12 protein-coding genes are annotated in these 11,990 nt (G+C 67.4%); 4 read left to right on the top strand and 8 right to left on the bottom strand.

Features of this window, described 5'->3' with window-relative positions; genetic code table 11:
- Window positions 1–146: 146 nt before the first annotated feature.
- The 8 genes from AB0L82_RS14995 to AB0L82_RS14960 all read right to left on the bottom strand — a co-directional run bounded on the left by AB0L82_RS14995 (window position 147) and on the right by AB0L82_RS14960 (window position 7,634).
- On the bottom strand, window positions 147–665 hold the full coding sequence (locus AB0L82_RS14995) for a helix-turn-helix domain-containing protein (protein WP_364635651.1): 519 nt from the start codon (window positions 663–665) through the stop codon (window positions 147–149).
- A 148-nt stretch (window positions 666–813) separates the two neighbouring features.
- Window positions 814–1,521 carry a hypothetical protein gene (locus tag AB0L82_RS14990; RefSeq protein ID WP_364635648.1) on the bottom strand — a complete coding sequence of 236 codons (708 nt, stop codon included), beginning with the start codon at window positions 1,519–1,521 and terminating at the stop codon, window positions 814–816.
- A gap of 82 nt (window positions 1,522–1,603) precedes the next feature.
- Complete coding sequence (locus AB0L82_RS14985; protein ID WP_364635645.1) at window positions 1,604–2,284, bottom strand: hypothetical protein; 681 nt, start codon at window positions 2,282–2,284, stop codon at window positions 1,604–1,606.
- A gap of 374 nt (window positions 2,285–2,658) precedes the next feature.
- Entirely contained in the window at window positions 2,659–3,402 is a 744-nt protein-coding gene (locus AB0L82_RS14980) for an anti-sigma factor (RefSeq protein WP_364635642.1), read from the bottom strand.
- Window positions 3,395–4,051: an ECF RNA polymerase sigma factor SigK gene (gene sigK, locus AB0L82_RS14975; RefSeq protein ID WP_364635639.1), complete on the bottom strand. Its 657-nt coding sequence runs from the start codon at window positions 4,049–4,051 to the stop codon at window positions 3,395–3,397. Before sigK (AB0L82_RS14975) ends, AB0L82_RS14980 begins: the two co-directional genes overlap by 8 nt.
- A 232-nt stretch (window positions 4,052–4,283) precedes the next feature.
- Window positions 4,284–5,555, bottom strand: coding sequence for a cyclopropane-fatty-acyl-phospholipid synthase family protein (locus tag AB0L82_RS14970; RefSeq protein ID WP_364635636.1), 1,272 nt, complete (start codon window positions 5,553–5,555; stop codon window positions 4,284–4,286).
- Complete coding sequence (locus tag AB0L82_RS14965; RefSeq protein ID WP_364636114.1) at window positions 5,552–6,319, bottom strand: DUF1365 domain-containing protein; 768 nt, start codon at window positions 6,317–6,319, stop codon at window positions 5,552–5,554. Before AB0L82_RS14965 ends, AB0L82_RS14970 begins: the two co-directional genes overlap by 4 nt.
- Window positions 6,320–6,344: 25 nt before the next feature.
- Window positions 6,345–7,634 carry an FAD-dependent oxidoreductase gene (locus AB0L82_RS14960; protein ID WP_364636111.1) on the bottom strand — a complete coding sequence of 430 codons (1,290 nt, stop codon included), beginning with the start codon at window positions 7,632–7,634 and terminating at the stop codon, window positions 6,345–6,347.
- A 373-nt stretch (window positions 7,635–8,007) separates the two neighbouring features.
- Here AB0L82_RS14960 and AB0L82_RS14955 point away from each other — a divergent pair, with 373 nt between their 5' ends.
- The 4 genes from AB0L82_RS14955 (at window position 8,008) to AB0L82_RS14940 (ending at window position 11,779) form a co-directional block, all read left to right on the top strand.
- Window positions 8,008–8,646, top strand: coding sequence for a fasciclin domain-containing protein (locus tag AB0L82_RS14955; protein WP_364635633.1), 639 nt, complete (start codon window positions 8,008–8,010; stop codon window positions 8,644–8,646).
- Between the two features lie 125 nt (window positions 8,647–8,771).
- Window positions 8,772–9,431 (top strand): ECF RNA polymerase sigma factor SigK, encoded by a 660-nt coding sequence (gene sigK, locus AB0L82_RS14950; RefSeq protein ID WP_364636108.1) that lies wholly within the window; start codon window positions 8,772–8,774, stop codon window positions 9,429–9,431.
- A complete protein-coding gene (locus tag AB0L82_RS14945; protein ID WP_364635630.1) occupies window positions 9,428–10,177 on the top strand; it encodes an anti-sigma factor in 750 nt (249 codons plus the stop codon). The genes sigK (AB0L82_RS14950) and AB0L82_RS14945 overlap by 4 nt, the downstream gene beginning before the upstream one ends.
- A gap of 33 nt (window positions 10,178–10,210) precedes the next feature.
- Window positions 10,211–11,779 carry a molybdopterin-dependent oxidoreductase gene (locus AB0L82_RS14940; RefSeq protein ID WP_364635627.1) on the top strand — a complete coding sequence of 523 codons (1,569 nt, stop codon included), beginning with the start codon at window positions 10,211–10,213 and terminating at the stop codon, window positions 11,777–11,779.
- Window positions 11,780–11,990 lie beyond the last annotated feature (211 nt).

Raw genomic sequence — 11,990 nt, 5'->3', positions numbered from 1 at the left:
GGAGGATTTGCTGATGGTGTTGTTGCGGTATGGGCGGCGGCGTTCGATGGCACCGGTGCAGGGGGTGCGGAAGCGGCGGCGTCGGAGGGTGGCGTTGGTTCGTAAGTCCTTGGGTGGGTAAGGATTTCGCAACGATGTGGGATCGGCTATTTGGGGAGGGCGGCGTGGTAGGCGGCGGACAGTTGGGCTAGGACGCCGGTGGTGGGGGCGGGGGTGCGGGCCAGGTGGATGGTGCGGAGTTCGGTCATGAATTCTTCCCAGAGTGGGGGGCCGCCGTCGGCCAGGAGGGTGGCGCGGACGGTTAGTTCGGGGGCGGTGTCGAGCCAGCGGGCGCCCCAGGCGCCCAGTTGGGCCATGACGGGGACCAGTTGGATGGCGGGCTCGGTGAGGTGGTATTCGACTTTTTGGCGGTGGCTGGGGTCGTCGTCTCGGGTGAGGAGACCGGCTTCGACGAGTTTGGCGAGGCGGGCGGCGAGGATGTTGGAGGCTATGCCTTCCATGGAGCGGGACAGTAGTTCGCGGAAGTGGGTGATATTGCCGAACATGATGTCGCGCAGGATGATCAGGCTCCAGCGGTCGCCGAGGAGTTCGACCGTCATGTTGATCGGGCAGCCGGATTTTCCGGCGGGGACCGGGAGCTTGTCATTAGCAACTGGTTGCGGCATGGGATCAGTTTAGGCGGGCCGCCGGTATTTCGCCCCGAGCGGGCGTGCGGACCGCGCATCCGAGCTGTACCGAATCGCGGCGGCGCGCATATGCCCGAGCTGACCGAACGCACGGCGCGGGCTACTGCTGGTACGCCAATATTGAGCGTCAGTCGATCCGTGCCGACTCATCGCCGCCTGCCCACCAGCGCTCGATCTCGTCATCCTCGATGAACCACAGCGGCGGCCGATAGTCCTCCGGCAGGTCGAAGGACACCGCACCGGTGCGAACGGCGATGTCTCGAATAGCCGCGAGAGCGGGGATTTCGGGCGCGGGCTCCAGCCAGACCTCGTCATCGAGCAGCGTCGAGTAGCCCAGTGCGTGCCAGAGTGCGATCAGTTCGATATCCCCGGAAACCGCAGCCGCGTCCACGATTTCGCGCACCACATCGAGCAGGCGCACCTTGCGCGGCGGTTCGGCATCCGTACCCGATATAGCGCCGCGCTCGATCATTTTGTGCCAGAGAGACGTTCCGGCATCGCAGTACAGATATGGCGGATCGGCATACCCCTGATCGAGCCAGGCATCGTCATCGCGGCCATCCTCATCGGGCTCGGCGAGCGCGGTGAATTCCCGCAATCCATCGAAAAACGCCAGCCGACTCTCATATTCGGGATGCGCGCTCAGCTCGAACCGAAAGCTGAACCCGTGTTCGAGCAGAATCTCCAGCACCCGGAACCGGGTGAAGGAACAGTCCTGCCCCTCCTGAAATCGATACAGCGCGGCAATGTGATCCCGCAGGCGGCGTGCACCCGCCGCATCATGCAAAGCACGGATGGACGATTCGACCAGATCCTCGATCAAGTGATTCGACATAGCCGGTATCCGCCCATCCGTGTTCAGCGTGGAATCTGTACGGGCACGTTACGGCACCCGATCACCGCCCGGGCGGTTGCCGTCAGCGGAGCGCGAGCGGTTCGTATTCCGTAGCGGCGGGTGCTGTTTCGGCCGCCACCGGTGCGGCCGCACTACCCGCCCCGAGTGCCGTGCTGCCGGTGACGATCAGGGCCGCCAGACCGGTGCCCGCACCCGCGACGACCGGTGCGGCCGCCGCGCTACCCGCCCCGAGTCCCGCGCTACCCGTACCCGCCAGCGCCGCGAACGGCGCGACGGCCGTGCCCGCCGCCGCGAGTCCGGCGCTGCCCGCCCCGAGTGCCGCACTGCCGGTGCCGAGTACGGCCAGCGGTGTGCCGAGCCCACCGGACGCCGCACTGCCCGAGGCTCCGAGCGCCGCACTGCCGGTGCCCAAAGCCAGTGCCGCCGCACCCAATAGATCGCCGACGGGTGCCGCCGCCGCACTGCCCGCGCCCAGCGCCGCACTGCCGGTACCGGCTCCGGCCGCCCACGGCGCGACCGCGACACTGCCGGTACCGAGCGCGGCGCTACCGCTCGCGAGCAGTCCGGCGAAGCCGATTCCCGCTGCCGCACTGCCGGTTCCGGCGAGCGCGACGGGAGCCGCGACCGGTTCGAGCCGAAGGGGATCGCTGGTCGCCGGTACCGCCTGCGCGGTCATCGCCGCGGCGCTGATCGCGGCCATCGAACAGGCCAGAGCGAGGATGGTGGTTCGTGCTGCCGACATGGTGAGCGCCTTTCCATCGAGAACCCGCGGGCCTCTCGTCGTGTGGGGAAGGCTGACCCTAGGGCGGATGGCGCATATCGGCAGCGCGTAAGCTACGAACCCGGCACCTGTTTGGCAACGGTAGCGGTTGGCTATATCTCAATCATGCGCGAACGAATTTCATTGCCACCGCGTGGTTTTCCAGACATTGGTACCGAATGGAAGTACAGTGACTGCTGTGGCGAACATTGAGCCAACCAAGGGTTACAGACTGGCAATCGAGACGGCGGCGCGGGCATGAGCCGCCGCCGCAGCCGCCCCGAAACATCGGCCCGCGCCGCGTGATCGCCAGGCTTATGACTTCGACCACATACGGCGCGGTTCGACGCGTGGCACTAACGCAACTGCACCGCCACCAGGGGATCGGTGGTGGGTTGCGGGGAGCCACCCGCGGGTTCGACGGAGAGCGCGAGTTTGTCGGCATCGGTCAGCGGCATGAGCATGGGGTCGCGCGCGGTGGGCAGGGTCGCCAGCACCGCGAGTGAATGAGGTTGCGCCCCAGCGGGAATCACCCATAGCTGATAGGTGCGCCCGGTGGCGGGCGGAGGCACCGCGGCGAACGATACCGCCGCGGTATTCAGATCCCGGGACGCGCTGACCGTAATGGTCCCGCCCCCTCCGACATCCACGGTGGCCGTGCGGGTGTCGGAGTGGGTCTGGACCTTCTCGGCGGTGACCGCGCCGGAATCGGGGGAGTCGGAGCGGTACACCGCCACCGTCACCCCGAGCGCGATGACGGCGATGAGCGCCGCGGCGGCTGCCAGCCACCCGACCCGCCACGATCTGCGAGCGGATGGCGATCCAGGTCCGCCTGTCCCGGAAGCGGATTCGGCCTGCTGCGCGTCGAGGGCGCGTTGCAGCGCGGTTTCCACCGCCGGTGGCGCGGGGCGCGCGTCCACCTCGGTCATGGTGGCCATGGTTTCGTGGATATCGCGGACGGTCGTCCGGAAGGCGGCCGCGGCCGCCTCATCGGCGGTGCTCAGCAGGTGCTCGACGGCGCGCCTGTCGTCATCGGACAGGGCGTCGAGGGCGTAGGGGTACGCCAGGTCGAGCAATTCGGTGTGTGGGTGCTCAGACATCGTGCGTTGATCCTGTCAAACAGTTCTGCAAGCGTTTGAGACCGTCGCGTATGCGTGTCTTGACGGTTGAGAGCGGAATGCCCAGATGTGTGGCGACCTCCGCGTAGGTGCGCCCGCCGTAGTACGCCAGCGCGAGGGTCTCACGCTGGGTGTCCGTCAGCGTGCGCAGGCAGTCCACTACCGCGCGTTCTTCCGAGCGCTGGCCGACCGTCTCGGCCACGATGTCGTGGTCGCGGCCCAATTCGCGATGCCCGTAGGCGATATCGCGGGTGTACGAGCGCGATTCGATACGCACGCGATCGACCGCGCGCCGATGGGTGAGCATCATGAGCCAGCCGATCGGGCTGGCGAGCCGCCGGTCGTACTGCGCGGCGGCGTTCCAGACGTACAGATACACCTCCTGGGTGATCTCCTCGGCCACGTTCTCCCGGCGTAGGACGCGCAATGCCAGCCCGAACACCCGGTCGTGGGTGGAGTGATAGAACCGGGTGAAGGCTTCACGGTCTCCGGCGGCGATCGCGGTGAGCAACGTGATGAGACGGTTCTGCGCCTCGGGATCCGGTGCGGGCCGCGGCGTGGGACACGACGGATCCTCGGCGGGCCCGGCGCTATCGGTATGAATGGTGTACAAGCGGTGTTCGTCCGCCATGTGGTGGATTCTCCGTGGGGTTCGGCAACTCGACGATGGATCGTGCGGTCCGGACGCTCTCCCGAAGAGTAGTTCCACTTCGTGACGCATGGAAACCATATCGGCTGAGTTCATCGCGCCGGCCTCGGGCGGCAGTGTGCGGTGCGCCGCCGCTGACCGCGATATCCGGGCCGGTCGGCCCCGGTTTGCTCGGGCCGCCGGGCGATTATCGGCAGTCCGCGATCTCGGACGCTCACGACTGTTCCTCCGGGCGATCGAGCACGATATGCCGGACATCGAGATAGCCGGAGCGGAATCCGGCCTCGGAGTAGGCGAGGTAGAACTGCCAGATGCGCCGGAAGCGACCGTCGAACCCGAGCGATTCGATATCGGCGGTCCGACTGTCGAAGCGTTCACGCCACAGCCGCAGCGTTTCCGCGTAGTGCGTTCCGAAGCCGAACTCCGAGCGCACCCGCAAACGGGTATGCCGGGCGGCGGTATCGGCGATCGCCTCCGAGGAGGGCAGGAAACCGCCCGGGAAGATGTACTTCTGAATCCAGGTGTAGGTATTGCGGGTGGCGAGCATGCGCCGATGCGGCATGGTGATGGCCTGCAACGCGATTCGCCCGCCCGGTGCGAGATAGCTTTCCAGGCATCGGAAATAGGTTTCCCAGTGCCGATATCCGACCGCCTCGATCATCTCCACCGAGACGATGGCGTCGTAGCTGCCCTGGATTTCGCGATAGTCCCGCAATTCGATGCGCACCGAATCCGCGTAGCCCGCGGCCGCGACCCGCAGCCGCGCGAGTTCCTGCTGCCGCGCGGACAGGGTCACCGAATGCACCGTTGCGCCCCGCGCGGCCGCGCGGACACACAGTTCGCCCCAGCCCGTGCCGATTTCGAGCACCCGGCTGCCCGCGCGCACCCCGGCCGCGTCCAGCAGCACATCGATCTTGCGTCGCTGCGCCCGTGCCAGCCGCTCCCAGCGCGCCGGTCCGGCGGCCATTTCGGCGGGATCGAACAACGCCGAGGAGTAGGTCATGGTCTCGTCGAGGAAGGTGTGGAACAGCTCGTTCGACAGGTCGTAATGGTGTTCGATATTGTCGCGCGCGTTATCCGCGGTGCCGATCTCACCGGCGGGCGGTGCGGGCAGCAGCGCCCGGAAGCGTTGCAGCGCAGGCGGTATCAGGCGGGTCAGATCGGTGGCGAGCACGGTGAGCACGGTCGCCGGATCCGGGGCGGTCCACTCCCCGGCGGTATAGGACTCTCCGAAACCGATCAAACCATGTCTGCCCAGCCGTGCGAAGAACGCCGACGGATTGCGAATGATGATGCGCGGCAGCGGATCCGAATCGGCGTGCGCGCCGAGCACCGTGCCATCGGGGAACTCCACGCGCAGCGGCAGTCCGGCGACCGCGCGGCGGAAGAGTATGGCCACCACCCCGGCGCTGATGCGGGCGCGAGTCCCGCTGGGCGGCAGGGGATTCCGATGTTCATCGGTGGTGGTGTGCAGGCAGGAGGTCACTGTGCTGTCCTTCGGGATGATTCGGCGAGTGGCCGCGGTGCGATCGGAAGTCCGCGCGCCCACAGCGCCACGCCGTGCTTGCGGATGCGGGCCGAGATGAGCAGGGGCGCTAAAGGTGTGCGCAGATGAGCGCGCACCACCGTGCGCGCGGTCACCGGAACGCGGTGGCCCGAGACCGATGCGGTGAAGGGCGGGCGATCCGCGCGCAGCAGCGCGATGCGCAGCGCGAGCGCGTCCTCGGGTTCGGGCAGGCGCAGCTGATAGCGGCCGTCGACCTCGTTGAAAGGTGAGACGTAGAACCGCTTATCGGTGTCCGCGCGGCCGAGTTCATCGGGCCGCACCAGGTAGGCGTGCCGTTCGCCATAGGTGTTGTGCACCTCCGCGATGACGCACCGCAGCGAACCGTCGGCCGCGTGACACCAGAAAACGGTGAGCGGATCGAAGACATAACCCAACGCCCGCGCGTTCATCAGCGCTGTGACGCGCCCGCCCGTGCAGTCGATGCCATGCTCGGCCAGGAAGTCATCGACCCGGGCACGCAGGTCATCCCGTCGCGGGGAACCCTGCGCCGCATCGGTAGTCGACCGTGGCGGTGCGAGATGGTCCGCGGCGCGGAAGTAACTGAACGGGCGCAGCGCGATCGGCAGCACCGGCGGCCGCTCGATATCGAAATACCAGCTGTACCCACGATATTCGAACGAATGCCGCACCGGTTCGACGCGCGCGTGCCGGATCCGCGTCAGGTACAGCGCGGGCTCGCTGATGTCGTTCACCACGCACCTGCCGAATTCATCGCGCACCCACCGCGTCCGCCGCGCGCCCCGGCAGCAGGATCGGCCACCAGCCGCCCAGGCGTTCGGCCGCGCGCAGACCGGACAGCGCGCCGTCCTCGTGGAAGCCCCAGCCGTGGTAGGCCCCGGCGAATGCCATTCGGTCAGTGTCGATTTCGGGTAGCCGGGCCTGCGCCGCGACCGATTCGGGGGTGTATATCGGGTGCTCATAGGTCATTTCGGCGAGCACCCGGGCGGGATCGACGAGTCCGGAACCGTTGAGGGTGACCAGGAATCGCCGATCGCGAATATGGTCGAGCCCCATCAGCCGGGTCAGATCGTAGGTGACCACCACGTCCTCGGCGCTGCCCGGCTCCCGGACCAGGTAGTTCCATGACGCGCGGGCGCGCGGCAGCGTCGGCAGCAGCGATTCGTCGGTGTGCAATTGGGCGCGATTGACCGAATACGGCATGGCTCCCAGCACCGCCTCGGCGAGTTCGCTCGGTTCGCTGAGCAGGGTCAGCGCCTGGCGCGGATGGGTGGCGACGACCGCCGCGTCGAATCGGCGCACCCCGCCGCGATCGGTCACCAGCACCCCGTCGGAGTCCTCGTGAATCGCGATTACGGCTGTGCCCGTGCGAATCTCGTCGATGGTGGCGGCGATCTTCTCCACGTAGCGGGCCGATCCGCCCACAACGGTGCGCCAGGTGGGCGAACCGAACACGGTGAGCATGCCGTGATGGTCGAGGAACCGGAACAGATACTGCGCGGGATAGTGCAGCGCGACTTCCGGATCGCAGGACCACACCGCGGCCACCAGCGGCGTCATGAAGTATTCGGTGAAGTACGCCCCGAATCGATGCCGGGTCAGGAATTCCGCGAGGGTGAGTTCGCTATCACCGTCGCGTAACAGCTCGCGCGCGGCGCGATGGAATCGCGGCACTTCGGTGAGTAACCGCAGATAGCGCGGTTTCGCCAGCATTCGCGGGGCGGGGAATAGCCCGGATACTCCGCGCGCGCCCGCGTACTGGAGTCCGCGCGCGTCCGCGCGCACCGACATGGACATATCGGTGTCGCGGGTTTCCACGCCGAGTTCGGTGAACAGGCGCTGCAGCGTGGGATAGGTGCGGTCATTGTGGACCAGGAACGCCGAGTCGACCGATACGTGTTTGCCGGGAGCGAACTCCACCTCGTGGGTATGCGCATGCCCGCCGAGTCGCGAATCGCGTTCGTACAGCGTCACCCGATCATGTTTGGCGAGCACATACGTGGCGGTGAGCCCGGCTACTCCGCTGCCGATCACGGCGATATTCCGGTCGGTATGACGGCTGTGATTCCGGCCGGTACGACGGCTGTGCGGCGCCGATCCCGAAGTGTCGTGAGCTGAACCCATACCCCGATTTCGACATGCCTCGCGGCCCGGTTTGGACGCGGCCGGAACTTTTTTACCGGATTCGGCGAGCGGGCTCTCGCGAAAGATTTTGGAATCAGACCAAACCGGAGGAGGGTGCTGGGCGAAACCCTTTCCGCGTTCATCGGATACGGATGAGCGCCGGGGCACGAGCCGCCCCGCACCGGTCACCGGCCGACCATTCGCACCCCGACCAATCGGCCGGTGACCAGTGGCGGACTCGCGGGAGTTCGCGAAAACCCCTCCCTCCCTTATGCCTGAAGGAAATGACATGACACTCATGCACCGTTCGCTCGTGTTCACCGCCGTACTAGCCGCCGCCACCGCCGGGATCGCCGGTTGTTCGAGCGACAAGTCCGATTCCAGCAGCGCCTCGACCACCTCGATGGCGGGCACCACCACCACCGCGGCGTCGGCCGCCAACCTGGTCGGTCCCGGCTGCAAGGCCTATGCCGAGCAGGTCCCGACCGGCGCCGGTTCGGTCAGCGGTATGGCACAGGATCCGGTCGCCGTGGCGGCCTCGAACAATCCGCTGCTCAAGACCCTGACCGCGGCGGTCTCGGGTCAGCTCAATCCGCAGGTGAATCTGGTCGACACCCTCGACGGCGGGCAGTTCACGGTATTCGCTCCGGTGGACGCGGCCTTCGCGAAGATTCCGGCGGCGACCGTCGACGGTCTCAAGACCGATTCGGCCACCCTCACCAAGATCCTCACCTATCACGTGGTGCCCGGCCAGATCGCGCCCGACAAGATCGCCGGTGCGCATAAGACGGTCGAAGGCGCGGACGTCACGGTCACCGGCAGCGGCGACACCCTCAAAGTCGGTGACGCATCGGTGATCTGCGGTGGTGTGCGCACCGCGAACGCGACGGTCTATCTGATCGACACCGTCCTGATGCCGCCCGCCTGAGTACTGGCCGACAGCTCATGGTCACGCACGTCCACCCCGTCCTCAGGAGGCGAGAGACAGATGTCGACGCCGCGAATCCCGTTCACCCCGGCAGGAACTGGAGGAATACCGCAGGTGCCAGCGTGATGGAGGAAGAGAATTCGCATGTCGTGCCCCTGCTCCGCGACCTCGGCGACGAGTCCGCCGCCGGACCCTCGTGTCCGGTCGGCGCACCCGAACGCGATGAGGAGCTGACCCAGCGCCTGACCGAACTGGTCATGGCGGTGGGCGGCGGTGACCGGGACGCGTTCACCGAGCTGTATCGGCTGACCAGCCACCGGGTCTTCGGTCTGGCGCTACGCATGTCGCGCAATCGCGCGACGGCCGAAGAGGTCACCCAGGAGGTTTATCTCCAGGCCTGGTCCCTGGCCGCCCGCTATGACGAGCGGATGTCCAGTCCGATGGGCTGGCTGATGATGCTCGCGCACCGGCGCTCGGTCGATCGCATCCGGGTCGAGCATTCGGCCGCCGGACGCGATATCGCCTATGGCCAACTGCATTTGGGCCGCGATCACGATGTGGTGCTGGAGGCGGTGGAACAGCGTTTCGACGAGCGCGCGGTACAGGGCTGCCTGGCGACGCTCACCCCGATCCAGCGCGAGACCATCGCGCTGGCGTACTACGGCGGCCGCACCTATGCCGAGGTCGCCGAACAGCTGGGCACCCCGGTGCCCACCGTGAAAACCCGTATCCGCGACGGTCTCAAGCGCCTAGCGGCCTGCCTGACAGGAGGTGACCTCGGATGAGCACCATCGAGCGGCCGGACATGGATCTGCTCGAGCTCGCCTACCCGTATGCGATGGACGCCGTCACCGATTCCGAGCGTGGCGCCATCGAACAGCGGCGGGATCGCGCCGATCGGCTCACGGTCGCCGAATTCGACGCCACCGTGTCCTCGATCCGCGAGACGATGGCCGAACTCAGCATTGTCGATAGTTGTCCGGCCCCGGCCGATTTGGAAGATCGGCTCATGCGCGCCCTGGATCGGGTGATGGTGGCCGCGCTGGATCGCGATGATCGGCGCCGAATCTGGGGGATGGGCCCGTTCTCCCGGCTGGATTGGCTGGCCGCGGCCGTCGTCCTGGTGGTGGCGCTCGGAATGGGCGTGGGCCTCATGGTCTTCCGGACCGGCGCGCACCCGACCGGTGATGTGCTGTCCGCGGCGATGATCGATCAGCAGCCCGATATGGCGATTCGATTCGTTCCGGTCAGCACCGGCGGGCAACTCGAAATACATGTCTCCGCGGCGCTTTCCGCCGCCTCGGTGCGCTTTCGCGCGGTACCGCAACCGCCGGACGCACACGCCTATCAGGTGTGGCTGGTTCCGCTCGGCGGTACCCCGCGCTCGGCCGCGGTGTTGTCCGGGTCCACCGGAGCACCGCTGGTGACCCCGTTCCGATCGGTGGACACCCTCGCCGTCACCGTCGAACCGGCGGGCGGCTCCCCGGAGCCGACCACACCGCCGATCGCCAGTCTCAACCTCATCACCTGAGCCGGTAAAACCGGCCTACCGGAAGTAGCCGCCATGTCCGTCCCGAGCAGTACTCTCACAGCGCCCCAGCCGAATTCACCGGTCGAGCGCGGTCATCGGGTCAGGGGCGCGGTGGCCGGACTGCTCGCGGCGGCGACCGTGCTGGGCGTGGGTCATCTGGTGGCCGTCCTCATCGATCCGGCGTCCTCACCGTTCTTCGTGCTGGGCTCGACCATGGTCGATCACACGCCACATGCGTTGAAGGACGCCGCGATTCGGCGCTTCGGCAGCAATGACAAACTGGCGCTGTTCATTTCGATGGGTGCGGTGATGGCGGCCGGTGCCGCCGTGGCGGGCATGCTGGAGCGCCGGCGGCCCGTAGGAAGTGTACTGCTGGTGGTGCTGGGCGTTGTCACCGCGGGGGCCGCACTGCAAAGGCCGACGGCGGACATCCGGTTCGTGCTGCCCACCGCGGTGGGCATCATCGCCGGAATCATCGCGTTGCGCCTGCTCGTCGGGGGCGCACCCGCCCTGCGGTCACTCGAACCGGTCGCGGTGTCGCGGCGCAGGTTCCTGGCGACCGCGGCGGGTGTGGGCGCGCTGGCACTCGTCGCGGCGGCGGCCGGGCGGCAATTGGGCGCGCGGTTGCACGATGTGGTCGCCGATCGCGCGCGGTTCCTGCTGCCTCGCCCGAATCGGCCCGCGCCCACGGTGTTCCCCGAGGTGCAGGCCCAAGTGGACGGTGTCACACCGTTCGTCACCGATGCCGCCGATTTCTACCGGGTCGACACCGCATTGCAGCTGCCCGCGCTGACCAGCGCCGACTGGCGGCTGCGGATTCACGGAATGACCGATCGCACCGTCGAATTCGATATGGATCGGCTGCGCATGCGGACCGCGGTCGAGCGCGTCATCACACTCACGTGTGTATCCAACGAGGTCGGCGGCAATCTCGCCGGGACCGCGCGCTGGCTGGGCTATCCGATCGCGGATCTGCTGGCGGAGGCCGGAATTCACTCGGACGCCGATATGCTGCTGTCCCGCAGTATCGACGGTTTCACCATCGGCACCCCGCTGGCGGCGGTGCTGGACGGGCGTGACGCCCTGCTCGCGGTCGGTATGAACGGCGCACCGCTGCCGATCGCGCACGGCTATCCCGCGCGGCTGGTGGTGCCGGGACTGTACGGGTATGTCTCGGCCACCAAATGGGTGGTGGATCTGGAACTGACCCGCTTCGATCGGGTGCGCGCCTATTGGACCGAGCGCGGCTGGGCCGATCGCGCCCCGATCAAGACGGCCTCGCGGATCGATGTGCCCGCCGCCTTCGCGACGGTCCCGGCGGGCGTGGTGATGGTGGCGGGGGTGGCCTGGGCGCAGGGGCGCGGGATCGATGGCGTCGAGGTGCAGGTGGACGATCAGCCCTGGGAGACCGCCACTCTCGCGAGCGAGTACTCGCTGGACACCTGGCGGCAGTGGACCTGGCGCTGGGATGCCGCGCCGGGCAATCACACCCTGCGGGTGCGCGCCACCGATCGTTCGGGAGAGCAGCAGACCGATCGGCGCACGCCGCCGTTTCCCAGCGGGTCCACCGGCTGGCACAGCCGGGTGGTGACGGTCCGATGAGGACCGCCGTCTAACCCTCGGAAATTCAGCTCGGCCGGGCGCTTCGCGCACCGGCCGATTCTTGCTGCGCCAGTGCAGGAATCGCGCCGTTTGCCGGAATTGACCGGCTTATCAAGAGATTTCGGACGAATACCAATCCGGCCGCCTGGTCTGGACGACTCCCTACTCGGAGCTTTGCGGATGTGTTGCTGGCTGCCTCGAGCAAGTTCGG

Source organism: Nocardia sp. NPDC052001 (assembly GCF_040680615.1).
Lineage (GTDB): Bacteria > Actinomycetota > Actinomycetes > Mycobacteriales > Mycobacteriaceae > Nocardia.
Note: the sequence above shows the minus strand (reverse complement) of the source record. Positions and strands in the feature narration are given on the sequence as shown.